Source organism: Citrobacter sp. R4, from assembly GCF_026719175.1.
Lineage (GTDB): Bacteria > Pseudomonadota > Gammaproteobacteria > Enterobacterales > Enterobacteriaceae > Citrobacter_A > Citrobacter_A sedlakii.
This window is the reverse complement of sequence record NZ_JAPPSU010000001.1, coordinates 395,500-420,960: the sequence shown is the minus strand read 5'-3', so window position 1 is coordinate 420,960 and position 25,461 is coordinate 395,500. Positions and strand designations below refer to the sequence as shown.

Sequence of the window (25,461 nt, the reverse complement as noted above, 5' to 3'; positions counted from 1 at the left end):
ATGACGGACAAACAGGCAGACACGGACGCTGGCGGCGCGCCGCCGCGCCACTATAACGACTGGCTGGCGCTACTCATCCTTATCGCCCGTTTCTACCGTATCGACGGCTCCGCCGAGCGGGTGCGCAATGAGGCCGAATGGCGGCACACGCAGATGAAGGAAGAAGCGCTGGTGGAAATGATGGCTCGCCATCTTGGGTTATGCGCCATCTTCGACCGCTTTGATGATGGGCTACTCGACCCGTGGCGGCTGCCGATGATCGTCGATTTCGGCGAGCGGGGACTGGGCGTGATTGAGGCGATCTCCGCCGATGGCGAGGTCGAAGTGCGCTTCAGCGGCGAAACGCCGCTGGCGACCCGCCTTACCCGCCAGCAGGTCTGCGAAGCGGCAAAACGGGTGGTGCGGGTTAAGCCGGAAAAGGCGGTGCCGGATGCTCGCGTCGACGATTACATTAAGCCTTACGAAGAGAACTGGCTGCGGCGCACCATCCTTCAGGAGTGGCCCGGCTACATCAACGTGATGGCGGCTTCGCTGGTGGCGAACGTACTGACCCTGTCGGCGATGCTGTTCTCAATGCAGGTGTACGATCGGGTGATCCCGGCCCAGTCGACGCCGACGCTGTGGGTGCTGTTCAGCGGCGTGGCGATAGCGATGACCTTCGTCTACGTCATGCGCATGGCGCGGACGTGGATCTCCGATACCCTCGGCAAGCGCGCCGACGTGCGCATCTCGGATCGCGTTTTCGGCCACGCCCTGCGGCTGCGCAGCGAAGCGCGGCCTAAATCCACCGGCTCCTTTATTGCCCAGATCCGCGAACTGGAGCAGATCCGCGAGCTTATTACCTCCACCACCATCGGGGCGATAGCCGATCTGCCCTTTTCCCTGCTGTTCCTCGCCCTGCTGTGGCTGATGGGCGGCTGGCTGGCGCTGGTGCCGCTGGTGGCGATCCCCTTGATCGTGCTGCCGGGACAACTGCTACAGCCGGCGCTGGCGAAGCTGTCACGGGAAACCATGCGCGAGTCGGCGCTGCGTAACGCGATTCTGGTCGAGTCGGCGCAGGCGCTGGACGACATTAAATCCCTGCGCGCCGAACCTTACTTTCAGAACCAGTGGAATCACCTGACCGCAACCATTGGCGATACCGCCCGCCGCCAGCGCTTCGTCAGCGGCCTGTTGATCAACTGGACTGCCGAAGTCCAGACCCTCGCCTATGTCACGGTGATCCTGATTGGCGCCTTTTTCGCGATGGAGGGGGAGATCTCCACCGGGGTGCTGATCGGCTGCTCCATGCTGGCGTCGCGCATTATGGCTCCCCTCACCCAACTGGCGATGGTGATGACCCGCTGGCAGCAGGCGAAGGTCGCCCGCGAAGGCGTCGAAAGTCTGCTGAAAAGCGAAGTGGACGCGCCGGAAAACGGCAGTCAGATCGCCCTGAGCAAAATTCATGGCGAGTTTGTCATCAACGATATGCGCTATCGCTACGACGAAGAGTCGTCGGCCAGCGTGCTGGATATCGCCTCGCTGACCATCCGCCCCGGTGAAAAGGTGGCGGTTCTCGGACGCAACGGTTCCGGCAAATCGACGCTGCTGCAACTGCTCTGCGGCCTGCTGCACCCACGCGAAGGCACGCTGCTGCTCGACGGGGTAAAAATGGCTTCCGTCGATCCGCAGTGCATACGCCGCGACGTGGCGTACCTCAGCCAACAGTCGGCGCTGTTCTACGGCACCGTCAAGCAGAACCTGCTGCTCGGCGCCCCCACCGCCAGCGATGAGCAGATCCTCGCCGCGCTGGAGCTGAGCGGCGCTATCCACTGCGTGCGCAGCCTGCCGGAAGGGCTCGACTACCTGCTGATGGAAGGGGGACGCGGCTTGTCCGGCGGCCAGCGCCAGCAGCTGTTGCTGGCCCGTACCCTGCTGCGCGATCCGCAGATTCTGATTCTGGACGAGCCGACCGCCTGGCTTGACGATGGCATGGAGAAGCACATCGTTGACGGATTGAAGCAATGGCTGGGACAACGCACGCTGATTGTCGCCACTCATCGCCCGGCGGTGCTGCAACTGACGGAGCGCGTGCTGTTTATCGATAACGGCCAAATCATGCGCGACGGCAGTAGAGAGGAGATTCTGCGCCCATCGCCGCGTCCGGCGACGGTGAAATCCCAGGAGGTGGCGTGATGAACGGATTCGAAAAAGCAGGCAGCGGACTGCGCTGGCTGCGACGACACTTTTTCGGCATGGGACAGAGCGTTATCTGGCTATGCGTACTGCTGCTGGGGCTGTTCTGGCTGTGGGCCTGCATGTTTCGTCTTGATGAGGTTACCACCGGCACCGGTAAAATTATCCCCAGCGCCCGCGAGCAGCTGATTCAGTCGCTGGAAGGCGGGATCCTCACCGAGATGAAGGTACAGGAAGGCGATATCGTGCAGGCAGGCCAGGTGCTGGCGCGGCTCGATCCGACCATCGCAGGCGCGGGAGTGGATGAGGCGCAAGGGAAACTGCGCGCGGCGCTGGCGATGCTCGCCCGGCTGCACGCCGAGGTGGATGGCACGCCGCTGACGTTTCCACCGGAGCTGAAGGGATTTCCTCAGCTGCTGGAAGATGAAACGTCGCTGTACCATTCACGGCAGAATAACCTGAAGGCGTCGCTGAGCGGCCTGCAGGACGGGCTGGCGCTGGTCAATAAAGAGCTGCGCCTGACGGCGTCGCTGGTCGCTAAAGGGGCGGCGAGCGATGTGGAAGTACTGCGTCTGCGGCGCCAGGCCAACGATCTGCAGTCGAAGATTGACGACACGCGTAATCAGTATATCGTCAAGGCGCGCGAGGAGCTGGCGAAGGCCGCCGCCGAGGTGGAAGAACAGAAGTCGGTGATCCGCGGTCGCGCCGACTCGCTTAAGCGCACCACGCTGTACGCGCCGGTGAAGGGGATCGTCAAAAACATTGAGGTCAACACCATCGGAGGCGTGGTACAGCCGCGCGGCAACGTGATGGAGATCGTGCCGATCGACGATCGGTTGCTGGTGGAGGTGGAGATCTCGCCGCGCGACGTGGCCTTCATTACGCCGGGTCAGAGAGCGAAGGTGAAGCTTACCGCCTACGACTACCACATTTACGGCGGACTTGAAGGTAAAGTGGTCTTTATCTCACCGGATACGATTCAGGATGAGGTGCACCGCGACAGGTACTATTACCGGGTTTACGTCAGAACCGAGAAGGATTATCTGACCAACCAGTTGGGCAAACATTTTCCGCTCTATCCGGGCATGATCGCTACCGCTGATATCCATACCGGTAGCAAGACCATCATGGAGTACTTGATTAAACCGTTGAACCGCGCCCGCGAGGCGTTGCGCGAACGGTAATCAGCAAGCCATCAGGCAGACGAAAAAAAACCGGGCTTTTTTCACGCCCGGTTTATTCATTATGCAAAAGAGATTAATGCGCTGCTTCCGGCTTGTGCTTCTGCGCACTCTGGAAGCCGTAGGTTAGCTCATTTTTCTCTTTATCCAGTTCGACGGTCACCTGGCCGCCATCCACCAGCGAGCCAAACAGCAGCTCGTTAGCCAGCGGTTTTTTCAGGTTGTCCTGAATCACGCGCGCCATTGGACGTGCGCCCATCGCCCGGTCGTAGCCCTTCTCAGCCAACCAGTTACGCGCGTCCTGACTCACTTCCAGAGAAACGCCTTTCTGATCCAGCTGAACCTGCAACTCGACAATGAACTTATCGACAACCTGATGGATCACCTCGGTAGAGAGGTGCTCGAACCAGATAATATTGTCGAGACGGTTACGGAACTCCGGCGTAAACACCTTCTTGATTTCACTCATCGCGTCGGTGCTGTTGTCCTGATGAATCAGGCCAATCGATTTACGCTCGGTTTCCCGCACGCCAGCGTTGGTGGTCATCACCAGCACCACGTTGCGAAAATCCGCTTTACGCCCGTTGTTGTCCGTTAACGTGCCGTTGTCCATCACCTGTAACAACAGGTTAAAGACGTCCGGGTGCGCTTTCTCGATCTCATCGAGCAGCAGCACCGCATGAGGATGCTTGATCACCGCATCCGTCAGCAAGCCACCCTGATCAAAACCAACGTATCCCGGAGGCGCGCCAATCAGACGGCTAACGGTGTGGCGCTCCATATACTCGGACATATCAAAGCGCAGCAGTTCAATCCCCAGCGCTTTAGAGAGCTGCACCGTCACCTCGGTTTTCCCCACCCCGGTCGGACCGGCGAACAGGAAGGAACCGACCGGCTTATGCTCGTGTCCCAGACCCGCGCGGCTCATCTTGATGGCTTCGGTCAGCGCCTCAATGGCGTTGTCCTGACCAAAGACCAGCATTTTCAGGCGATCGCCAAGATTTTTCAGCGTATCGCGATCGCTCTGCGAAACGCTTTTCTCCGGAATACGCGCAATGCGCGCCACCACCGATTCGATATCCGCCACGTTGACGGTTTTCTTACGCTTGCTGACGGGCATCAGTCGCGCACGCGCGCCGGCTTCATCAATAACGTCAATCGCCTTATCCGGCAGATGACGGTCATTGATGTATTTCACCGCCAGCTCCACCGCTGCGCGTACCGCTTTCGCGGTGTAGCGAACGTCGTGGTGTGCTTCGTACTTCGGCTTCAGGCCATTGATGATCTGTACCGTTTCGTCCACAGACGGCTCAGTAATATCGATTTTCTGGAAGCGACGCGCCAGGGCGCGGTCTTTCTCGAAAATATTGCTGAACTCCTGATAGGTGGTCGAGCCAATCACGCGGATCTTGCCGCTGGACAGCAGCGGTTTGATCAGGTTTGCCGCATCCACCTGGCCACCCGATGCCGCGCCGGCGCCGATAATGGTGTGGATCTCATCGATAAACAGGATGCTGTTGGTGTCCTGTTCTAACTGCTTGAGAAGCGCTTTAAAGCGTTTTTCAAAGTCGCCGCGGTATTTGGTGCCCGCCAGCAACGAACCGATATCCAGCGAGTAGAGAGTGCAATCAGCCATCACTTCCGGCACGTCGCCCTGGACGATACGCCAGGCGAGTCCTTCGGCAATGGCTGTTTTACCGACGCCAGACTCCCCCACCAGCAGCGGGTTGTTTTTACGACGGCGGCACAGCACCTGAATGGCGCGCTCAAGCTCTTTTTCACGGCCAATCAGCGGATCGATACCGCCAACGCGTGCAAGCTGGTTAAGGTTAGTGGTGAAGTTCTCCATACGTTCCTCCCCGCCAGCTTGTTCATCGCTATTCGGCTGATTACCGGGGTCAGAAGTCTGACCCGGTTCATCTTTACGCGTACCGTGAGAAATAAAGTTGACCACATCGAGACGGCTCACCTCGTGCTTGCGCAGCAGATAGGCCGCCTGAGACTCCTGTTCACTAAAGATGGCAACCAGTACATTGGCGCCAGTCACTTCGCTGCGTCCGGAAGACTGTACGTGGAAAACCGCGCGCTGCAACACGCGCTGAAAACTCAACGTCGGCTGCGTATCGCGTTCTTCTTCACTGGCAGGCAGAACGGGTGTGGTTTGTTCAATGAAGGCTTCGAGTTCCTGACGGAGCGCCACAAGGTCCACGGAACACGCTTCCAGCGCTTCGCGGGCCGAGGGGTTACTGAGCAACGCCAGTAACAAGTGCTCGACGGTCATAAACTCATGACGGTGCTCGCGCGCTCTGGCGAAAGCCATGTTTAAACTGAGTTCCAGTTCTTGATTGAGCATAGGCACCTCCCCCAATTTTTATGCCTGCATTCAGGCTTTTTCCAGCGTACACAGCAACGGATGCTCGTTCTCCCTTGCATATTTGTTCACCATCGCCACTTTGGTCTCCGCGACCTCTGCGGTAAACACGCCGCAGATGGCTTTGCCCTGATAGTGAACCGCAAGCATCAGTTGCGTTGCACGTTCTACATCATAAGAAAAGAATTTCTGTAACACGTCAATAACAAACTCCATCGGAGTATAATCATCATTGACTAATATCACTTTATACATAGATGGCGGTTTTAGCGCGTCGCGCACTTTATCTGCCGCCAGCTGGTCGAAATCCAGCCAGTCGTTCGTCTTACCCATTGTCAGTCGTCATCTTCGGTTACGGTTACCGGCAGTCTGGACTGCCGCTGACGGGAGCGGATTTGCACTATCAATCTACCTCAAGTAACAGATAACTATCATCTATCACTGGCATCCGCGACATCTGTCACATTACGGCAAATAGCGTTAACTGCTTCAAATTTTTGATTCATTTTTACCCAAACTACCCTGTCAAACGCTTGACGCCTGGCCTGATTTCTCTAAATTGTAGTTTTGAGAGTTGGCGAGGTTTTATACAGCCCCCACTCCACCACCGGTTCATTCCATCTTACTTATAAAGATTCACGAAGGATGTCGAAGCATGGAAACGGGTACTGTTAAGTGGTTCAACAATGCCAAAGGGTTTGGATTCATCTGCCCTGAAGGCGGCGGCGAAGATATTTTCGCTCATTATTCCACCATTCAGATGGATGGTTACAGAACGCTAAAAGCCGGACAGTCTGTCCAGTTTGATGTACACCAGGGGCCAAAAGGCAATCACGCCAGCGTCATCGTGCCCATCGAGGCAGAAGCTGTTGCATAGCTCTACTGTCTCATTGTGTACATCCCGCAGATAAAATGCCAGCCCGATCGGCTGGCATTTTTATTTTGCGTCAGGCAACGCGGGGTTAACCGCCCTACGATGCCGTTTATTCCCGCGCCAGCGCATCTACCGGATCCAGCCGCGCCGCGTTTCGCGCGGGCAACCAGCCGAACAGGATGCCGGTCACGGTCGAGCACATAAACGCCGTCAACAGCGCCACCGGCGAGAAACCAATCTCCCAGCCCGGCAGGAACAGTTGCAGCGTAAAGGCAATCAGCATCGACAGGGTAATCCCGAGCGCCCCGCCGACCAGGCAAACCAGAACCGCCTCAATCAAAAACTGTTGCAGCACGTCGCTGGCGCGCGCGCCAACCGCCATGCGAATGCCTATCTCCCGCGTCCGCTCGGTCACCGACACCAGCATAATGTTCATCACGCCGATCCCGCCAACCACCAGCGAAATGACCGCTACCAGCGTCAGGAACAACTGAAGAGTACGTGTGGTCTTTTCAGCGGTTTTCAAGACGCCGTCCATGTTCCAGGTGAAGAAATCTTTTTTCCCATGTCGCAAGGTCAGCAGTCGGGTGAGTTGCTGCTCGGCCTGGGCGCTGTCAAACCCGTCCTTCACCCGCACGGTGATCGAGTTCAGCCACGACTGTCCCATAATGCGCCCGGACATGGTGCTGTAGGGCAGCCAGACGCGAAGAATTTTACTGCTGCCGAACATTGACTGTTTTTCTTCCGCCACGCCAATAACCGTCGCGGGCATATTGCCTACCAGAATCACTTCGCCCACCACGCTCGCTTTATGCGGAAACAACTGACGCCGGGTATTGCTGTCCAGCACCACCACCTGCGCCCGACCGTTAAGCTGTTCACGGTTGAAGGTGTTCCCCTCGCTGAAGGTCATCCCGTATACGTTGAAGTAGTCGCCGCTGACGCCGTTAGCGCTGGCCGCCACATCGGTATTGCCATAGCGCAGACGTAAATTCTGCGACACGGCAGGCGTCGCCGAGGTCACCCACGGCTGCTTCTGGATGGCGCTGAGATCGTCATACTTCAGCGACTGCTGGTATTGCGGGTCGTCGTCGCCAAAATCTTTGCCGGGATAGATATCAATGGTGTTGGTGCCAATGGCGCGGATATCGGCCAGCACCAGCTGTTTCGCCGCGTCGCCGACCACCACAATCGACACCACTGACGCGATGCCGATAATAATCCCGAGCATGGTCAGCAAGGTGCGCATTTTATTCGCCGCTAACGCCCGCCAGGACATGGTGAGCGCTTCGCGAAATCCGCTGACAAACTGGCTCCACCCGGATGCCGTTTTCACCGTCGGCTCCTGGATGCCTTTTCCCTGCCGGGGGGACTGCGACGGGGGATTACGCACAATTTCGCCGTCATGAATTTCAATCACCCGCTCAGCCTGTGCGGCAACCTGCGGATCGTGGGTGACGATAATCACCGTGTGTCCGCGATCGCGCAACTGGTGGAGGATCGCCATCACCTCTTCGCCGGAACGACTGTCGAGCGCGCCGGTCGGTTCGTCAGCCAGGATCACCTGCCCGCCATTCATCAGCGCACGCGCGATACTGACACGCTGCTGTTGTCCGCCGGACAGCTGCGAAGGCTGGTAGTCCAGGCGATCGCCCAGCCCGAGCCGCTGGAGCAGTTCCTGAGCGCGGGCCAGACGCTGCTTACGCTCGGTACCGGCATAGACGGCGGGCACTTCGACATTTTGCGCCGCCGTCAGGTGCGACAACAGGTGGTAACGCTGGAAGATAAAGCCAAAATGCTCGCGGCGCAGCTGCGCCAACGCATCGCTGTCTAAGGTCGACACGTCGCGCCCCGCCACCCGGTAGGTGCCGCTGGTGGGCTTATCGAGGCAGCCAAGAATGTTCATCAACGTCGATTTACCGGAGCCGGACGCGCCGACAATCGCGACCATCTCCCCGGCGTTGATTTGCAGAGTGATGCCTTTGAGCACCTCCACCTGCTCCTCACCGGAAGGATAACTGCGACGGATATTGCTCAGCTCAAGCAGCGCCGTCATTGCGCCGCTCCTGGCTTGCCTTCACCGATAACCACTTCCTCACCCGCTTCCAGCCCTTTGATAATCTCGACATCGGTGTCATTACGCGCGCCAATTGATACTTCCCGCTCGCGGGTTTCGCCGTTACGCAGCAAGGTGATTTTGTAACGGTTATCGCCCACCGGGTCGCCCAGCGCGGAGAGCGGTATAGTCAGCACATTTTTCACGTCGGTGAGCTGGATATGCACCTGGGCGGTCATATCCAGCCGCAGAATGCCTTTTGGGTTCGGTACTTCAAACCGGGCGTAATAGAAAATCGCGTCGTTAACTTTTTCCGGTGTCGGCAGAACGTCTTTCAGCACCCCTTCATAACGGGTTTGCGGATCGCCCAGTACGGTAAACCATGCCTTTTGTCCCGGCCTGAGGTGAATCACGTCCGCCTCAGACACCTGCGCCTTCACCAGCATGGTGCTCATATCCGCCAGCGTCAGGATATTTGGCGCCTGCTGCGCCGCGATAACCGTCTGCCCCTGCAGGGTGGTGATTTGGGTCACTTCGCCGGCCATTGGCGCGACGATACGCGTATAGTCGAGATTGGTTTTAGCGGTATCCAGGGAGGCCTGATTACGCTTGATTTGGGCATCGATGGTGCCGATCTGCGCCTGCTTAACGGCCATTTCCGTCGCGGCGGTGTCGAGATCCTGCTGCGAGACGGCCTGGGTTTTTGCCAACTGCTGTTGTCGGGAGAGCGTGACCCGCGCCAGCTTCAGCTCGGCTTCAGCTTGCTGGCGCTGGGCGCGAAGCTCCATCAGCGTCGCTTCCACTTCTTTGATCTGGTTTTCCGCTTGCTCCGGGTCGATAACCCCCAGCAGTTGATCTTTTTTCACCTTATCGCCAATCGCCACCGACAACGTTTTCAACTGCCCGCTCACCTGGGCGCCGACGTCAACTTTACGCAGCGCATCCAGTTTACCGGTGGCGAGCACACTCTGCTGAAGATCGCCCGGACGGACGATCAGCGTCTGATACGTTGGCACTGGCGCATTAAGCATCCGCCAGAGGGCAATCGCCCCCAGGATAAGAATGAATATCAGCAGCAGATAGCGCTTTTTAATTTTTTTTCCCTTAATACCCATATTAATCCTGATGGTAGTTTTGCCTGCGAATATCAACCTTATCTAAACAACCCGCAAACGCAAAGGCGTGCGCGGCGGGCATTGACGATTGGTTAAGATTCAGCATGTTTCAATTTTCGCATACATCATGTTGCGGATTTCGATCATGTCACAGATTACTGATAATACCTTCTACCCTTCCGACGTCGCGTCCCCTTTACAATTATTTATGCGCCTGACGCGCGGACAATTACTGCCGGGTAAATTCTGGCGGAAAGCCAGTTTTCGGCGGAAATTCCTTATTCGCTCGCTATTAATGCCGCGGGCAACCAGTCAGTTGTTAGACAATCTGACGCAATGGCCGGAGCTGGACACGCTGTTAACACGCCAGCCGCGCCTGCCGATCCGTCTGCACCGACCGTATATGGCGGTGAATATTAAACGGCACACTGCGCTGAACGCGCTTTGCACGCACTATGAGATGATGCGTAACTTGCTCACCCGCGAGCAGCAGATCGGTTATTTAAGCCATTACGGCCTCGGTCTGGCACAAATAACCGCGAAAGACGATGCGCCCTTCCAGCTGGATTTAGTCAGCCTCGTCTCCCTGGATAAAGAGGGTGAAAGTACGGTCGTGATTCGTGACGCGCAGAAACGTATTCTGGCAGAAATCACGTTTACCTTCTGCTATTTAAACGGAAAACGTACCCTGTTTATCGGTGGCTTGCAGGGGGCGGCAAACGATGTTCCGCATGAGGTTATACAGCAGGCGACCAAAGCCTGTTATGGCCTCTTTCCGAAAAGGATCGTGATGGAAGCGCTGTGCCAGTTTGCCCGGGTTGCGCAAGTCGAGCAGATTCTGGCGGTCAGCAACGCTGTGCATGTCTATCGCAGTTGGCGCTACATGGATAAAAAAACCCAGATGCATGCCGACTATGACGCGTTCTGGTCATCGCTGGGCGGTGAAATGACCGACGCCGGCTATTACGCCCTGCCCTTAACCATTGCACGCAAAAGCGAGGCGGATATCGCCAGTAAAAAACGGGCCGAATACCGTCGCCGCTACGCCCTGCTCGACAGCGTTGTCGAGCAGGTGCCCCGACGCTTTAGCCATTAATCCGCCCGGCCGCGCGCCAGCCACAAGACGCGCGAAAACATTTTGCGCAGTAGCACCGGCACCGCGTCAACGCCGCGCCGTCCGGCCTCTATCGCCACTTCGATGGCTAGATCCGGTTTCGATGAGCGATGGATCGCCTTCGAAATGATTTTACGGATATTCATCGGCACGTTTTCCGGGATCTGCGCCACCCGGTGAAAAACGTCCGAGAAGCCCTGGCGATACATAAAATGTTCCATATCAAGGGCTGGCAGCGCCGTTAAGTGCTCACGCTCTTCCTCTTTGTCGTTATTCAGCAGACCGCGAACCGTCGCCGCATATTTCTTCCCGGCCTCATCGCCGTCCACCAGCACGTGCCACTCGATCCCCATCCGCCGGGCAAACTTCACCAGCGGCTTCAGCCCGGACTGAGCAAACTCGATCACTTTGATCCCTTCAGCGTCAAAATGGTGGCCGCACTGACGGGCCAGTTCGTTGATCACCCAGGTTTCGGTTTCCCCTTCCACCAGCAACCAGCAGCGGGCAAACAGCGAGGAGGCGCGGTTAAAACGAATGTGGAACGCAATACGACGCCCGTCTTCGGGGCTAAGACCACCTGGCCCTAAACGCCAGGCCGCCACGCGGGAAGATTCACGCACCAGGCGGCAGACGTGCTCGACGGGCGTCAGCGACAGCAGTTCACCGGAGTTGGTGGTGGTGATTCGCTGCAGCGGCAGCAGGTTGAGCAGTTGCCAAGCCACTGAGAGCATGATGGGATGCAGGCGGGTTTCCGGATCTTCCACCAGCAGCAGCGGCCTGGCGTCTTTATGCAGTCTGACGGTGCCCTTCGCCTGCAGCAGCGTCGAGAACAGTCCCAGCAGAATCACCCGGTGGGTCCGCCCGCCGGGTCTGTCGATCATCCGGTTAATAATGTCGAGATAGCGCCAGCTGCGCTGTTCGTTGCTCGAACGACGGCGCATTAACCGGTGCCGCGACTGGGACGTTCCCTGCTCGGTAAAGTAATGCTCCAGCAGTTGCACCATTGCTGACAGCCCCTGGCGGATCTGGCCATCGGTCAGGTTTTGCGGACGCGTCGCCAGTTCGCGAGCCAGAAAATCGAGCTGACGAGCGGTGATCTCGACATCTTTGACGTCAGGCACCGTACCGTTACGGATGCGGCGCATAAACCGCGCGTCGCGCAGGCGCAGCACCGGCATTAAACGCACCAGATGCCGCGCCTGGTCATTAATATTGTCCACCGACAGAGGATGACCGTCGCCGTCAAGGAAACTGCGCAGCGTCATCACGCTGCCGTCATCGGCGCTTTCGCCTTCCAGGCGATAAAAGATGCGCTGATAGCCGTCGCGACACGGCGACCAGCAGGCTTCAAGCGGTCGATAACGCCGCACCCGGTGGCGTCCCGGTTGTGATTCGCGAAAGGTCAGGACAATGTGCAAATGCCGCTCACGGCCATTGACATCGCCAGGCGGGAACCAGAAATCGTCGCGGTCAAAGTGATACAGCTCTGACTCAGGCGAAAGCAGCAGCGTCAGCGCGTCAAGGAGACTGGATTTACCCCAGGCGTTTTCGCCAATCAGCACATTGTTTTGCTCCAGCATTAACGACAGCCGATTGATACCGCGAAACCCAACAATCTCAACGCGTTCGAGAATCATGCTTCCTCCAGACAAATGTCACTTTTCCCTTTAGCTTCTCGCAGTATAACGGCAAATGCGCGTCGCGGACGTGACCCGGGTAAAATTAAGCATGCTAATAGACTGATTTATGAACAATTAAGAAGATGAATTATGCTCACTGCCAAATTTAAATAGCCGGATTTTTCGCCGTATAAATTCAGATTTTGTTCGCTCACTTTCATCCGAACATACGCTACACTTCAAATAAGATTAATCTGAGCAAGGAATGACGCCTCATTGCCCTACATCAAACGATCTGGATTTATTTAGCTAGAGAATGGACGACGTTCGTTTTTAAAATAGCGCGCTATTTATTGTTTCGTCGTCCTGTAGACGAATATTACTGACACCACGTTTGTGGTTATTTCTTATTGAGGTGGATATGTTCAGAAAATTAGCGGCTGAATGTTTTGGTACATTCTGGCTTGTTTTTGGTGGCTGTGGGAGCGCTGTACTGGCAGCAGCCTTTCCGGAATTAGGTATTGGTTTTGCGGGTGTCGCGCTGGCATTTGGTCTCACCGTATTAACGATGGCGTTCGCTGTGGGGCATATTTCCGGCGGTCATTTTAATCCAGCCGTAACATTAGGCTTATGGGCTGGCGGCCGTTTTCCGGCGAAAGAGGTCATTGGCTATATTATTGCCCAGGTGATCGGCGGGATTATTGCGGCGGCCGTATTGTACCTTATTGCCAGCGGTAAAACGGGCTTTGACGCGGCAGCCAGCGGGTTTGCTTCTAACGGCTATGGCGAACATTCACCGGGCGGCTATTCCATGCTGTCCGCCATTGTCATTGAGATTGTCCTGACAGCCGGTTTCCTGTTGGTCATTCATGGCGCAACGGATAAATACGCCCCTGCCGGTTTCGCGCCCATCGCGATTGGCCTGGCGTTAACCCTGATTCACCTGATCAGCATTCCGGTGACCAATACCTCTGTGAACCCGGCGCGCAGTACCGCAGTCGCGATCTTTCAGGGGGGTTGGGCGCTGGAACAGCTGTGGCTGTTCTGGGTGATGCCGATTATCGGCGGGATCCTCGGTGGGCTTATTTATCGCACCCTGCTGGAAAAACGCGATTAATGATAACAGGCCGGGTAAGCGCGATGCTTCTCCTGGCCTGCAAATACGTTCGATTGTGAACCGGGTGAGCGCCAGCGTCGCCCGGCTTTCTTTTTGCCGCTTTACGGGACAGACTTTATTGGGTAGTGTCGTTGACGCTAAACGATTCTTACAAGGACCGGCTGTTCATGTTTTCTGGACTTCTCATTATTCTGCTTCCGCTGATTGCAGGTTATCTCATTCCGCTGCGGCACAACGCGGCATTAAAACTCATTAATCGCCTGTTAAGCTGGATGGTTTATCTGATTCTCTTTTTTATGGGTATTAGCCTGGCCTTCCTGGATAATCTGGCGAGTAATCTGCTCGCTATTTTTCATTATTCCGCAGTCAGTATTAGCGTTATTTTACTCTGTAATATTGTGGCCTTGCTGTGGCTGGAACGTTCATTACCCTGGCGGCACAATCATCAGCAGGAGAAACTGCCGTCGCGTATTGCCATGGCGCTGGAGTCGCTAAAATTATGCGGCGTGGTGGTGGCGGGTTTTCTGCTGGGACTCAGCGGTTTCTCTCTTTTGCAGCATGCGACCGAAGCCAGCGAATATACCCTGATTCTTCTGTTACTGCTGGTGGGGATCCAACTGCGCAATAGCGGCATGACGTTAAGGCAAATTATTCTTAATCGCCGGGGCATGATTGTCGCCGTCGTGGTGGTCGCCAGTTCCCTGTTCGGCGGCTTAATCAATGCTTTTATTCTCGATCTGCCGATCAAAACCGCGCTGGCGATGGCGTCCGGGTTTGGCTGGTACTCCCTGTCCGGTATTTTGCTGACGGAATCCTATGGTCCGGTGATTGGCAGCGCCGCGTTCTTTAACGATCTGGCGCGCGAATTGATCGCCATTATGCTGATTCCGGGCCTGGTGCGCCGCAGCCGCTCCACCGCGCTGGGGCTGTGCGGGGCGACCTCGATGGACTTCACCCTGCCGGTTTTACAGCGCACAGGCGGGCTGGAGATGGTGCCAGCCGCCATTGTACATGGCTTTATCCTCAGCCTGCTGGTGCCGATCCTGATGGCGTTTTTCTCTGCGTAATACCCCGATGGCGGTAGGTCTCTGCCGCCAAAATTGCGCTAAATCAATCTCCCTGTAAGTTGTATCAGAAATCCCTTTTCTCCTTTCGTGCTCAGGCATAACCTTAAACATGTATATTAAATATAACTTTAAGGGTGTGACCATGTTTTGTGTGCAATGTGAACAAACTATCCGTACTCCGGCAGGAAACGGCTGCTCTTACGCGCAGGGTATGTGCGGTAAAACGGCTGAAACCTCCGATTTGCAGGATCTGCTGATCGCTGCCCTACAGGGTCTGTCTGCATGGGCGGTGAAAGCCCGTGAATACGGCATCATTAATCATGACGTTGACAGTTTCGCGCCGCGCGCGTTTTTCTCTACGCTGACTAACGTTAACTTCGATTCCCCGCGTATCGTGGGCTATGCCCGTGACGCCATCGCCATGCGTGAAGCGCTAAAAGCCCAGTGCCTGAGCGTAGACGCCAGCGCCCATTGCGACAATCCGATGGCGGAGCTGCAACTGGTCAGCGACGATCTCGGTGACCTGCAGCGCCAGGCGGCAGAATTTACCCCGAACAAAGACAAAGCGGCGATTGGCGACAACATTCTCGGCCTGCGTCTGCTCTGCCTGTACGGCCTGAAAGGCGCGGCGGCGTATATGGAGCATGCCCATGTGCTCGGTCAATACGACAACGACATCTACGCGCAGTACCACAAAATCATGGCGTGGCTGGGCACCTGGCCTGCCGACATGAACGCGCTGCTGGAATGCTCGATGGAAATCGGCCAGATGAACTTTAAGGTCATGAGCATTCTCGACGCCGGTGAGACGACGAAATACGGTCACCCCACGCCAACTCAGGTCAACGTGAAAGCCACTGAAGGCAAATGTATTCTGATTTCAGGTCACGATCTGAAAGATCTCTATAACCTGCTGGAGCAGACCGAAGGTACCGGCGTTAACGTCTACACCCACGGCGAGATGCTGCCCGCTCACGGTTACCCGGAACTGCGTAAATTCAAACATCTGGTCGGTAACTACGGCAGCGGCTGGCAGAACCAGCAGGTCGAGTTCGCCCGCTTCCCTGGGCCTATCGTGATGACCTCAAACTGCATCATCGATCCGACCGTGGGCGCTTATGACGACCGTATCTGGACCCGCAGCATCGTCGGCTGGCCGGGCGTCAGTCATCTCGAAGGCGACGATTTCGGCCCGGTGATTGCACAAGCGCAGCAGATGGCAGGCTTCCCGTACAGCGAGATTCCGCACCTGATCACCGTCGGCTTTGGCCGTCAGACCCTGCTTGGGGCGGCAGATACGCTGATCGACCTGGTCAGCCGGGAAAAACTGCGTCACATCTTCCTTGTCGGCGGTTGCGACGGAGCGCGCGGCGAGCGTAACTATTTCACCGACTTCGCCACCAGCGTGCCGGATGACTGCCTGATCCTCACCCTCGCCTGCGGTAAATACCGCTTCAACAAGCTCGAGTTTGGCGATATCGAAGGGCTGCCGCGTCTGGTGGATGCCGGGCAGTGTAACGACGCTTACTCCGCTATCATTCTGGCGGTCACGCTGGCGGAAAAACTGGGCTGCGGCGTCAACGATCTGCCGCTCTCCCTGGTGCTCTCCTGGTTCGAACAGAAAGCAATCGTCATTCTGCTGACCCTACTGTCGCTTGGCGTGAAAAATATCGTCACCGGACCGACCGCGCCGGGCTTCTTCACCCCGGATCTGCTGGCGGTACTCAACGAAAAATTCGGTCTGCGTTCCGTCACCACCGTTGAAGACGATATGAAGCAGTTGCTGAGCGCGTAAGGAGTAAAAGATGACGATGCCAACCAATCAGTGCCCATGGCGGATGCAGGTCCATCACATCCATCAGGAAACGCCGGATGTCTGGACAATAGCCCTGCTGTGCCATGACTATTATCCGTATCGCGCCGGGCAGTATGCACTGGTGAGCGTGCGTAACGCTGCGGACACGCTGCGTGCCTACACGCTGTCTTCCACGCCGGGCGTCAGCGAGTATATTACGCTGACCGTTCGCCGGATTGACGACGGGGCAGGTTCGCAGTGGTTAACCCGCGACGTGAAGCGCGGCGACTACATTTGGCTGTCCGACGCGATGGGCGAATTTACCTGCGACGATAAAGCAGACGATAAATTCCTGATGCTCGCCGCCGGTTGCGGCGTCACGCCGATCATGTCAATGCTCCGCTGGTTGGCGAAGTATCGCCCACAGGCCGACGTGCAGGTGATTTTTAACGTGCGCTCGCCGCAGGACGTGATTTTCGACGAAGAGTGGCAGCAGTACCCAGTCACGCTGGTGGCAGAAAATAACGCCACTCATGGTTTTGTCGCCGGTCGCCTGACCCCTGCACTGTTGCAGCAGGTACCCGATCTTACCTCGCGTACCGTAATGACCTGCGGCCCGGCGCCGTATATGGATTGGGTCGAACAGGAAGTGAAAGCGCTTGGCGTGACGCGCTTTTTCAAAGAGAAGTTCTTTACGCCGGTGGCAGAAGCCGCTACCAGCGGTCTGAAATTTACCAAACTGCAACCGGCAAAAACGTTCTACGCGCCCGTCGGCACCACGCTGCTGGACGCGCTGGAAAGCAACAAAGTGCCGGTTACTGTCGCCTGTCGTGCTGGCGTCTGCGGCTGTTGTAAAACCAAAGTGGTTTCCGGTGAGTATACGGTCAGCAGCACCATGACGCTGTCCGACGCGGAAATCGCCGAAGGCTACGTGCTGGCCTGCTCCTGCCATCCACAGGGCGATCTGGTCCTCGCGTAGTGATACCTTGCCGGAAAACGTTGCGCTTATCCGGTCTCCCCCTTCAGGCCGGATGCGCTGACGCCATCCGGCCTTTTTGCCATCTTCAACTAAACTTGTAACCGTTATCACATTGAAGGAGATGGAGAACCATGAAACAAACGGTTGCCGCTTTTATTGCAAAAACGCTGGAACAGGCCGGAGTGCAACGCATCTGGGGCGTAACGGGCGATTCCCTGAACGGCCTGAGCGACAGTCTCAATCGCATGGGAACGATTGAGTGGATGTCGACCCGTCACGAAGAGGTCGCGGCGTTTGCCGCTGGCGCGGAGGCCCAGCTTACCGGCAATCTGGCGGTGTGCGCAGGCTCCTGCGGCCCCGGCAACCTGCATTTAATCAATGGCCTGTTTGACTGCCACCGTAACCATGTTCCGGTACTGGCGATTGCCGCCCACATACCCTCCAGCGAGATCGGCAGCGGTTACTTCCAGGAGACCCACCCGCAAGAGTTGTTCCGTGAATGCAGCCACTATTGCGAGCTGGTTTCCAGCCCTGAGCAGATCCCCCAGGTCCTGGCGATCGCCATGCGCAAAGCGGTACTGAATCGCGGCGTGTCGGTCGTGGTGCTCCCGGGCGACGTAGCGCTGAAACCCGCGCCGGAAGGCGCCAGCAGCCACTGGTATCATGCGCCGATGCCGGTCGTCACCCCCGCGGAAGAAGAGCTGCGCAAACTGGCGCAACTGCTGCGTTACTCCAGCAATATCGCGCTGATGTGCGGCAGCGGCTGCGCGGGTGCCCATCACGAGCTGGTTGAGTTTGCCGCCAAAATCAAAGCGCCTGTCGTGCACGCCCTGCGCGGCAAAGAGCACGTCGAATACGACAATCCTTATGACGTGGGCATGACCGGGCTTATCGGCTTCTCGTCCGGTTTCCATACCATGATGAACGCCGACACCCTGGTGCTGCTCGGCACGCAGTTCCCCTACCGCGCCTTCTACCCCACCGACGCCAAAATTATCCAGATCGACATCAATCCGGGGAGCATCGGCGCGCACAGTAAGGTTGATATGGCGCTGGTCGGCGACATAAAAGCGACCCTGACGGCGCTACTGCCGCTGGTGGAAGAAAAAACCGATCGAAAATTCCTTGATAAAGCATTGAGCGATTACCGCGACGCCCGTAAAGGACTCGACGATCTGGCGAAACCGAGCGACAAAGCCATCCACCCACAGTACCTGGCGCAGCAAATCAGCCGTTTTGCCGCCGATGACGCCATCTTTACCTGCGACGTCGGTACGCCGACGGTATGGGCGGCGCGTTATCTGAAAATGAACGGCAAGCGCCGTCTGCTCGGCTCGTTTAACCACGGCTCGATGGCGAACGCCATGCCGCAGGCGCTGGGCGCGCAGGCTACCGCGCCGGAGCGCCAGGTCGTGGCGATGTGTGGCGACGGCGGGTTCAGCATGCTGATGGGCGATTTCCTCTCGGTGGTACAGATGAAGCTGCCGGTCAAAATCGTGGTCTTTAACAACAGCGTGCTGGGCTTCGTGGCGATGGAGATGAAGGCCGGCGGTTACCTGACCGACGGCACCGAGCTGCATGACACCCATTTCGCCCGCATCGCCGAAGCCTGCGGCATCACCGGTATTCGCGTTGAAAAAGCCTCAGAGGTGGATGAAGCCCTACAGCGTGCTTTCGCTATCGACGGTCCGGTACTGGTGGACGTAGTGGTCGCCAAAGAAGAGCTGGCGATCCCGCCGCAGATCAAACTGGAGCAGGCCAAAGGGTTCAGCCTGTATATGCTGCGGGCGATCATCAGCGGGCGCGGCGACGAAGTGATCGAACTGGCAAAAACCAACTGGCTCAGGTAAAACAGAAGGCATTACCCTGACTTTACAGAGGAAATGCCGTGATCGATCTACGCAGTGATACCGTCACCCGACCGGGCCGCGCCATGCTGGAAGCCATGATGGCCGCCCCGGTTGGCGATGACGTGTACGGAGATGACCCTACCGTTAACGAACTTCAGCGCTACGCCGCGGAACTCAGCGGCAAAGAGGCCGCGCTGTTTTTACCCACCGGCACCCAGGCCAATCTGGTCGCCTTGCTCAGCCACTGTGAACGCGGTGAAGAGTATATCGTCGGTCAGGGCGCGCATAACTATCTCTTTGAAGCGGGCGGCGCGGCAGTACTTGGTAGCATCCAGCCGCAGCCCATTGACGCAGCGCCAGACGGATCATTACCGCTGGATAAGGTGGCGGCGAAAATTAAGCCGGACGATATTCATTTCGCCCGCACGAAGCTACTCAGTCTTGAAAACACCCATAACGGCAAAGTGTTGCCGCGCGAATACCTGAAAGCCGCGTGGGAGTTTACCCGTGAGCGCGGTCTGGCGCTGCATGTCGACGGCGCGCGCATCTTTAACGCCGTGGTCGCCTACGGCTGCGCGCTGAAAGAGATCACCCAATATTGCGACTCGTTCACTATTTGCCTGTCGAAAGGGCTGGGTACGCCGGTCGGGTCGCTGCTGGTCGGCAGCCATGATTACATCAAGCGCGCCACGCGCTGGCGCAAAATGACCGGCGGCGGAATGCGTCAGGCGGGGATTCTGGCCGCCGCCGGGCTGTATGCGCTGAAAAACAATGTCGCTCGCCTGCAGGACGATCACGACAACGCCGCGTGGCTGGCGGAACAGCTGCGTGACGCTGGCGCGGAAGTGACGCGTCATGACACCAATATGCTGTTCGTTCGCGTAGGCGAAGAACGCGCGGCGGCGCTGGGCGCGTATATGAAAGACCACGGTGTGCTGATCAATGCCTCGCCCGTGGTACGTCTGGTCACGCATCTGGACGTCTCGCGCGAGCAGCTTGCCGACGTTGTCGCCCACTGGCGCGCCTTTCTGAACCGCTAAGGAGACAACCGTGCCGCAACGCATTCTGGTGCTTGGCGCCAGCGGATACATCGGTCAACATCTGGTGCAGGCGCTCAGCGCGCACGGGCATCAGGTGCTGGCGGCGGCACGTCGCACCGAACGGCTGGAAAAAATGCAGTTGTCGAACGTCAGCTGCCATAACATCGATCTGAACTGGCCGCGCGCGCTGCCCGCCCTGCTGAAAAACATCGATACCCTGTACTATCTGGTTCACGGCATGGGCGAAGGCGGCGACTTTATCGCCCATGAACGGCAGGTGGCGCTGAACGTGCGTGACGCCCTGCGCGAAACGCCGGTTAATCAGCTGATTTTTCTCAGCTCGCTACAGGCGCCCGAACATGAGCAGTCGGACCACCTGCGCGCGCGGCAACTGACGGCAGACACGTTGCGCGAGTCCGGCGTGCCGGTCACCGAACTGCGCGCCGGGATCATCGTCGGCGCAGGGTCCGCCGCGTTTGAAGTGATGCGCGATATGGTCTACAACCTGCCGATCCTCACGCCGCCGCGCTGGGTGCGCTCGCGCACCACCCCCATCGCGCTGGAGAACCTGCTGCATTACCTGGTGGAACTGCTCAACCATCCCACCCGCGAACATCGGGTGCTTGAAGCCGCCGGGCCGCAAGTGCTGAGCTATCAGGCGCAGTTTGAACATTTCATGACGGTCAGCGGCAAACGCCGTCCGCTCCTTCCCATCCCCTTTCCGACCCGTTGGATTTCCGTCTGGTTTCTTAACGTGATCACCTCTGTCCCCCCCACGACCGCGAAAGCGCTGATACAGGGACTGAAGCACGACCTGCTGGCTGACGACAGGGCGCTACGCGCGTTGATCCCGCAAAAGCTGATTGCCTTCGACGACGCGGTGCGCAGGACGCTGAAAGAAGAAGAGAAGCTGGTTAACTCCAGCGACTGGGGTTACGACGCGCAGGCATTTGCCCGCTGGCGGCCTGAGTACGGTTTTTTCGCCAAACAGGCTGGCTTTACCGTCAGCACCTCTGCCAGTCTGCAGGCGCTGTGGCAGGTCGTGAACCGTCTCGGTGGCAAAGAGGGATATTTCTTCGGCAATGCGTTGTGGAAAACCCGCGCGGCGATGGATCTGCTGGTCGGCCATCGGCTGGCGAAAGGTCGCCCCGAACATGCGCTTTTACAGCCCGGCGATACGGTGGACAGCTGGAAGGTGATTATTGTCGAGCCGGAAAAACAGCTGACCCTGCTGTTCGGTATGAAGGCGCCGGGGCTGGGCCGCCTCAGTTTTACCCTTGAGGATAAAGGGGATCACCGACAGATTGACGTGCGCGCCTGGTGGCATCCGCACGGGATGCCGGGCCTTTTTTACTGGCTGTTGATGATTCCGGCGCACCTGTTTATCTTCCGGGGAATGGCAAAGAAAATTGCCCGACTTGCAGAACAAATCACAGAAAATAAGTAAAAAGAGACTGTATTGTTTCACGTTTCCCATTGCATACCGACGTAATTCACGGAAGAATGCGCACGACGTTTTTAAAACACAGTGGATTGATATGAAGGTACTGGTTACCGGCGCAACCAGCGGCTTGGGACGAAACGCGGTTGAGTTTTTGCGCAACAAAGGCATCAGCGTCAGAGCCACCGGTCGCAATGAGGCGATGGGAAAACTGCTCGAGAAGATGGGCGCGGAATTTGTCCATGCGGATCTGACCGAGTTGGTTTCGTCACAGGCGAAGGTCATGCTCGCGGGCATCGACACGCTGTGGCACTGCTCAAGCTTCACCTCGCCGTGGGGAACCCAGGAAGCCTTTGATCTGGCCAATGTCCGCGCAACCCGTCGTCTTGGCGAATGGTCGGTGGCGTGGGGCGTGCGTAATTTCATTCATATCTCCTCCCCTTCGCTCTATTTCGATTACCACCATCATCGCGGTATTAAAGAGGATTTTCGCCCTCACCGTTTCGCCAACGAGTTTGCCCGCAGTAAAGCCGCCGGTGAAGACGTGATTAATCTGCTGGCGCAGGCTAACCCGCAGACGCGATTTACGGTGCTGCGTCCGCAAAGTCTGTTTGGCCCCCATGACAAAGTGTTTATCCCGCGACTGGCGCACATGATGCACCAGTACGGCAGCGTGCTGTTGCCCCACGGCGGCAGCGCGCTGGTGGATATGACCTACTATGAAAATGCGATTCACGCGATGTGGCTGGCCAGCCAAGAGCTGTGCGACAGCCTGCCCTCTGGCCGGGTGTATAACATCACTAACGGCGAGCCGAGAACCCTGCGCAGCATTGTGCAAAAGCTGATTGATGAACTGAATATCCACTGTCGGATCCGCTCTGTTCCCTACCCGATGCTGGACATGATCGCCCGCAGCATGGAGCGTTTCGGCAACAAATCCGCAAAAGAGCCCGCACTTACCCACTATGGCGTGTCAAAGCTGAATTTTGATTTTACGCTGGATATCAGCCGCGCCGGGGACGAGTTGGGATATAAACCGGTGGTGACGCTTGATGAGGGAATTATCAGAACCGCAGCCTGGCTGCGCGATCACGGGAAATTACATCGCTAAACCGCTCACCGCCGGAAGGTGACTTTTCCGGGCGGCAAAATCGCAAAAAAGCGACAACCTCTGGTTGCCGCTTTGCGTTTACCTTACAGCGCGGTCCATGCGTCGGACCATGCCAGACCCACGCCGGGTTCATAGTAGGTTGGCGCGTTGTTGCACCAGCCGCTGTACGGGAACGGTTTGCACTGGAACAGTTTACCGTGGTTGTTCACGATGTCCCCTGCGTTGTACGTGCTGTTAGCGCTCCAGCCTGGGTAAGCGCCTTCATCTTCAGACGGCGTCGAGGCCTTTGCTTTCACGTTCAGCAGATAGGATGCGGTGCTGCTCAGTTCGCCATCGCTGACGGTCAGGCTCACTTCGTACTGCTTCGCCGTAGCGGCTTCCGGCGCGGTAAAGGTCACCACCGCTTTGTCTTCGCCGGAAAGGGTCTGACCGTCCTGCGAGCGCCAGGTATAGGTCAGTTTATTACCGTCTTCATCGGTAGAGCTTTCCGCGCTCAGCGAAACCTGCGCCCCCGCTTCAACCGCGCCAACCGGCCCTGAAATAATCGCCACCGGCGCGTGGTTGACCACCACTGGCGCGGTATCGTCTGCCGGCGTGGTATCCGCCGGGGTCGTGTCATCTGGCGGAGTGGTATCCGCAGGCGTATCCTCAGACGGCGTGGTGTCCGCCGGTGTGGTATCGGCAGGTGTGACCGGCGTACCGTCGTCATCCACAATGTTCACGTTATAGAACTTCTGCACGCATTTGGTGTAGTCGCCGTCTTTAAAGGCGCTGAACGGCGTCTGGTAGCCCACCAACTGGCAAGCATAGGTTTTACCGTCTGGCGTGTCCGCGCTCCACCCCCAGTCCTGTTCCCAGTAAATCTTCAGCGCGCCCGCGCCGTATTCGTCGAACTGTTTCATGTTGGCGCAACCCAGCACTTCATCAGCCGGAACAGGTACTTTCAGGTAATTGGCGAACTCTTTGTAGTACTTGATACGGTTCTGTGACTGGGCGATCTCCGTCGGGCCGCCGCATTCCACGCCGCCGTTGATGATCTGGGTGGTCACACCGAAGCCCGGCACCAGACCGTTGGCTTTATCGTGTTCGTTCGGCTGCCAGGTGCCGTCGATCACCTGCAACATGCTCGGCTTCGGCGGCTGCGGGTAGGCGAAGAAGAAGATCGCGCTCGCCAGGTTCAGCCAGGTGTCCGCCACCAGCTCCGGTTTGTCGAGCAGTACACGCACGTCGCCATACATCGCTTCCGAGAATGGACCGTAGTTGTAGTTATAGGACAACTGCTTCGCGCCGCGACCAAAGTAGCTCAGAAAGTCGCCGTCTTTGTCTTTACCGCACGGCCAGGTCTGCCCCTGCCATACGTCCGGGTTACATTCACCGTTATAGCCGCCCTTCTGGCCTTCGCTCCAGCCCATCTCGCGGACGTGAACCAGCGCCTGGCGCCATTCGGCCTCCGGACGCCAGCTTTCATGGCCGCCAGTTTCCTGGGCGAAGTGCGCGAACATAGTCGCCAGTTCTTTACGGCAGATCGCGTCGCTGTCGCGACCGTCGTTATAGGTCTGGCACAGCGCCGGGAATTTACCGACCGCTTTCAGGAAGTTGCTGTAGGTGTACGCCTGCGCGCGCAGCGGGAACAGGTATTCCCAGTCCGACGCTTTCACGATGCCTTCCACGCGCTTGACGTTTTCCGGATTGGCGGCGCGACCCGGCTCGATCAGTTCAACTGAGGCGTTATCGAGGGTGCGAATAGTCTCTTTTACCGACTGCATCAGCGGAAAGTTGGTCAGCTCCTGCTCTTTTTTCGCCAGGTCGCCGGCCTTCATGGTATAAGGCTCACCGCTGGTCGCCTGCAGATTGCTGGCCTGCGCCATAAACGGCGCCACACACGCGCCGGCAATAAGTACACTTAATAATGTCCGTTTGTTCATTTCAGTTTTCCTTGAATAGTACAATAAGATAATTAATCCCCTGGTTTATTTATTAATCCGTCAATAAATAAGCCCTCCAGTGCGACATTCACTTTTAGAAGAACACGCGTGGGTATTCTTCAAAAAATAAAAGTCATCCGCGGTAAGGTTTTTTTAACTGTTGATATTTATTCCATACCTTTCGCGCGTAGATCATGCGTTGAGGGTAGTTTTCTTTTTTCAGCCCTGCGTTATAAGCGCCAACGGCTTCCCAGTTATTGCCATAGACTTTAATCATGTCGGAAAGAATCGAAGCCCCCACCATAATTGAGGTACACGGCTCGGCAATCAGCCGGTATTCATCAATCCCGTGTCGTTGCAGTTCTGTAAAATGCGAGCTGTTAATTTGCATCAAACCGACATCCCGGGTGCCATCGTGATTTACCCCTACGGCATAGGGATTCATCCCGGATTCAACTTTTGCTATTGCATATAAGAGATAAGGATCCACATGGTAATAATGCGCGGCGTTATCCCAACAGTTAGCGAATACGCTCTGACTGACAATCAGCAGCAAAAATATGATGCGTTTCATTTTTTCTCCTGATAAACGTGTTAATTGGCTCCTTTTTACATCCTGTCAGGTGAGAAG

The 25,461-nt window shown here is 57.1% G+C and carries 20 protein-coding genes; 12 read left to right on the top strand and 8 right to left on the bottom strand.

Annotated elements, in window-relative coordinates:
* Together OOJ60_RS01980 and OOJ60_RS01975 are read left to right on the top strand one after the other, a co-directional pair.
* Nucleotides 1-2,175: a type I secretion system permease/ATPase gene (locus OOJ60_RS01980; RefSeq protein ID WP_205611837.1), complete on the top strand. Its 2,175-nt coding sequence runs from the start codon at nt 1-3 to the stop codon at nt 2,173-2,175.
* On the top strand, nt 2,175-3,359 hold the full coding sequence (locus OOJ60_RS01975) for an HlyD family type I secretion periplasmic adaptor subunit (protein WP_205611836.1): 1,185 nt from the start codon (nt 2,175-2,177) through the stop codon (nt 3,357-3,359). Before OOJ60_RS01980 ends, OOJ60_RS01975 begins: the two co-directional genes overlap by 1 nt.
* 73 nt (nt 3,360-3,432) lie before the next feature.
* On the opposite strand, the gene clpA is transcribed toward OOJ60_RS01975, so the two are convergent.
* From clpA to OOJ60_RS01960, 3 genes are all read right to left on the bottom strand, one after another.
* Complete coding sequence (clpA, locus tag OOJ60_RS01970) at nt 3,433-5,709, bottom strand: ATP-dependent Clp protease ATP-binding subunit ClpA (RefSeq protein ID WP_181821607.1); 2,277 nt, start codon at nt 5,707-5,709, stop codon at nt 3,433-3,435.
* A 30-nt stretch (nt 5,710-5,739) separates the two neighbouring features.
* Nucleotides 5,740-6,060: an ATP-dependent Clp protease adapter ClpS gene (gene clpS / locus OOJ60_RS01965; protein WP_042284844.1), complete on the bottom strand. Its 321-nt coding sequence runs from the start codon at nt 6,058-6,060 to the stop codon at nt 5,740-5,742.
* 98 nt (nt 6,061-6,158) lie between these two features.
* The gene (locus OOJ60_RS01960) at nt 6,159-6,233 is read right to left on the bottom strand and encodes a hypothetical protein (protein WP_217968143.1); all 75 of its coding nucleotides are present in this window, start codon (nt 6,231-6,233) and stop codon (nt 6,159-6,161) included.
* A 149-nt stretch (nt 6,234-6,382) separates the two neighbouring features.
* Here OOJ60_RS01960 and cspD point away from each other — a divergent pair, with 149 nt between their 5' ends.
* Entirely contained in the window at nt 6,383-6,604 is a 222-nt protein-coding gene (gene cspD / locus OOJ60_RS01955; protein ID WP_042284847.1) for a cold shock-like protein CspD, read from the top strand.
* A 106-nt stretch (nt 6,605-6,710) separates the two neighbouring features.
* Here cspD and macB read toward each other — a convergent pair whose 3' ends face one another.
* Both macB and macA read right to left on the bottom strand, forming a co-directional pair.
* The gene (gene macB / locus OOJ60_RS01950) at nt 6,711-8,657 is read right to left on the bottom strand and encodes a macrolide ABC transporter ATP-binding protein/permease MacB (RefSeq protein WP_042284850.1); all 1,947 of its coding nucleotides are present in this window, start codon (nt 8,655-8,657) and stop codon (nt 6,711-6,713) included.
* Nucleotides 8,654-9,772 carry a macrolide transporter subunit MacA gene (macA, locus tag OOJ60_RS01945; RefSeq protein ID WP_205611835.1) on the bottom strand — a complete coding sequence of 373 codons (1,119 nt, stop codon included), beginning with the start codon at nt 9,770-9,772 and terminating at the stop codon, nt 8,654-8,656. The genes macB and macA overlap by 4 nt, the downstream gene beginning before the upstream one ends.
* 145 nt (nt 9,773-9,917) lie before the next feature.
* Here macA and OOJ60_RS01940 point away from each other — a divergent pair, with 145 nt between their 5' ends.
* Nucleotides 9,918-10,868 (top strand): VirK/YbjX family protein, encoded by a 951-nt coding sequence (locus OOJ60_RS01940; protein WP_042284854.1) that lies wholly within the window; start codon nt 9,918-9,920, stop codon nt 10,866-10,868.
* Here OOJ60_RS01940 and OOJ60_RS01935 read toward each other — a convergent pair.
* Complete coding sequence (locus tag OOJ60_RS01935; RefSeq protein ID WP_042284856.1) at nt 10,865-12,523, bottom strand: ATP-dependent endonuclease; 1,659 nt, start codon at nt 12,521-12,523, stop codon at nt 10,865-10,867. The genes OOJ60_RS01940 and OOJ60_RS01935 overlap by 4 nt on opposite strands.
* A 403-nt stretch (nt 12,524-12,926) precedes the next feature.
* Between OOJ60_RS01935 and aqpZ the strand changes: the two genes are divergently transcribed.
* The 8 genes from aqpZ to OOJ60_RS01895 all read left to right on the top strand — a co-directional run bounded on the left by aqpZ (nt 12,927) and on the right by OOJ60_RS01895 (nt 22,905).
* Nucleotides 12,927-13,622, top strand: coding sequence for an aquaporin Z (gene aqpZ / locus OOJ60_RS01930; protein ID WP_060569859.1), 696 nt, complete (start codon nt 12,927-12,929; stop codon nt 13,620-13,622).
* Nucleotides 13,623-13,789: 167 nt separating this feature from the next.
* Entirely contained in the window at nt 13,790-14,689 is a 900-nt protein-coding gene (locus OOJ60_RS01925; protein ID WP_042284859.1) for a lysine exporter LysO family protein, read from the top strand.
* Between the two features lie 142 nt (nt 14,690-14,831).
* The gene (hcp, locus tag OOJ60_RS01920; protein ID WP_042286186.1) at nt 14,832-16,484 is read left to right on the top strand and encodes a hydroxylamine reductase; all 1,653 of its coding nucleotides are present in this window, start codon (nt 14,832-14,834) and stop codon (nt 16,482-16,484) included.
* A gap of 10 nt (nt 16,485-16,494) precedes the next feature.
* Nucleotides 16,495-17,463, top strand: a complete 969-nt coding sequence (gene hcr / locus OOJ60_RS01915; protein ID WP_205611834.1) for an NADH oxidoreductase — start codon at nt 16,495-16,497, stop codon at nt 17,461-17,463.
* 131 nt (nt 17,464-17,594) lie between these two features.
* Nucleotides 17,595-19,313, top strand: a complete 1,719-nt coding sequence (gene poxB, locus OOJ60_RS01910; protein ID WP_268077310.1) for a ubiquinone-dependent pyruvate dehydrogenase — start codon at nt 17,595-17,597, stop codon at nt 19,311-19,313.
* A 38-nt stretch (nt 19,314-19,351) separates the two neighbouring features.
* Nucleotides 19,352-20,353, top strand: a complete 1,002-nt coding sequence (gene ltaE / locus OOJ60_RS01905; RefSeq protein WP_205611832.1) for a low-specificity L-threonine aldolase — start codon at nt 19,352-19,354, stop codon at nt 20,351-20,353.
* Between the two features lie 10 nt (nt 20,354-20,363).
* Nucleotides 20,364-21,800 carry an SDR family oxidoreductase gene (locus OOJ60_RS01900; RefSeq protein ID WP_060569863.1) on the top strand — a complete coding sequence of 479 codons (1,437 nt, stop codon included), beginning with the start codon at nt 20,364-20,366 and terminating at the stop codon, nt 21,798-21,800.
* 91 nt (nt 21,801-21,891) lie between these two features.
* The gene (locus tag OOJ60_RS01895) at nt 21,892-22,905 is read left to right on the top strand and encodes an NAD-dependent epimerase/dehydratase family protein (protein WP_205611831.1); all 1,014 of its coding nucleotides are present in this window, start codon (nt 21,892-21,894) and stop codon (nt 22,903-22,905) included.
* A gap of 83 nt (nt 22,906-22,988) precedes the next feature.
* Here the strand turns inward: OOJ60_RS01895 and OOJ60_RS01890 are convergent, their stop codons facing one another.
* Nucleotides 22,989-24,830, bottom strand: coding sequence for a chitinase (locus OOJ60_RS01890; RefSeq protein WP_205611830.1), 1,842 nt, complete (start codon nt 24,828-24,830; stop codon nt 22,989-22,991).
* 133 nt (nt 24,831-24,963) lie between these two features.
* A complete protein-coding gene (iagB, locus tag OOJ60_RS01885; protein WP_042284876.1) occupies nt 24,964-25,404 on the bottom strand; it encodes a type III secretion system invasion protein IagB in 441 nt (146 codons plus the stop codon).
* Between the last annotated feature and the right edge of the window lie 57 nt (nt 25,405-25,461).

Coding starts and splice junctions, on each gene's coding strand:
- OOJ60_RS01980 (WP_205611837.1), top strand. CDS start 1: ATGACGGACAAACAGGCAGACACGGACGCTGGCGGCGCGCCGCCGCGC.
- OOJ60_RS01975 (WP_205611836.1), top strand. CDS start 2,175: ATGAACGGATTCGAAAAAGCAGGCAGCGGACTGCGCTGGCTGCGACGA.
- clpA (WP_181821607.1), bottom strand. CDS start 5,709: ATGCTCAATCAAGAACTGGAACTCAGTTTAAACATGGCTTTCGCCAGA.
- clpS (WP_042284844.1), bottom strand. CDS start 6,060: ATGGGTAAGACGAACGACTGGCTGGATTTCGACCAGCTGGCGGCAGAT.
- cspD (WP_042284847.1), top strand. CDS start 6,383: ATGGAAACGGGTACTGTTAAGTGGTTCAACAATGCCAAAGGGTTTGGA.
- macB (WP_042284850.1), bottom strand. CDS start 8,657: ATGACGGCGCTGCTTGAGCTGAGCAATATCCGTCGCAGTTATCCTTCC.
- macA (WP_205611835.1), bottom strand. CDS start 9,772: ATGGGTATTAAGGGAAAAAAAATTAAAAAGCGCTATCTGCTGCTGATA.
- OOJ60_RS01940 (WP_042284854.1), top strand. CDS start 9,918: ATGTCACAGATTACTGATAATACCTTCTACCCTTCCGACGTCGCGTCC.
- OOJ60_RS01935 (WP_042284856.1), bottom strand. CDS start 12,523: ATGATTCTCGAACGCGTTGAGATTGTTGGGTTTCGCGGTATCAATCGG.
- aqpZ (WP_060569859.1), top strand. CDS start 12,927: ATGTTCAGAAAATTAGCGGCTGAATGTTTTGGTACATTCTGGCTTGTT.
- OOJ60_RS01925 (WP_042284859.1), top strand. CDS start 13,790: ATGTTTTCTGGACTTCTCATTATTCTGCTTCCGCTGATTGCAGGTTAT.
- hcp (WP_042286186.1), top strand. CDS start 14,832: ATGTTTTGTGTGCAATGTGAACAAACTATCCGTACTCCGGCAGGAAAC.
- hcr (WP_205611834.1), top strand. CDS start 16,495: ATGACGATGCCAACCAATCAGTGCCCATGGCGGATGCAGGTCCATCAC.
- poxB (WP_268077310.1), top strand. CDS start 17,595: ATGAAACAAACGGTTGCCGCTTTTATTGCAAAAACGCTGGAACAGGCC.
- OOJ60_RS01895 (WP_205611831.1), top strand. CDS start 21,892: ATGAAGGTACTGGTTACCGGCGCAACCAGCGGCTTGGGACGAAACGCG.
- OOJ60_RS01890 (WP_205611830.1), bottom strand. CDS start 24,830: ATGAACAAACGGACATTATTAAGTGTACTTATTGCCGGCGCGTGTGTG.
- iagB (WP_042284876.1), bottom strand. CDS start 25,404: ATGAAACGCATCATATTTTTGCTGCTGATTGTCAGTCAGAGCGTATTC.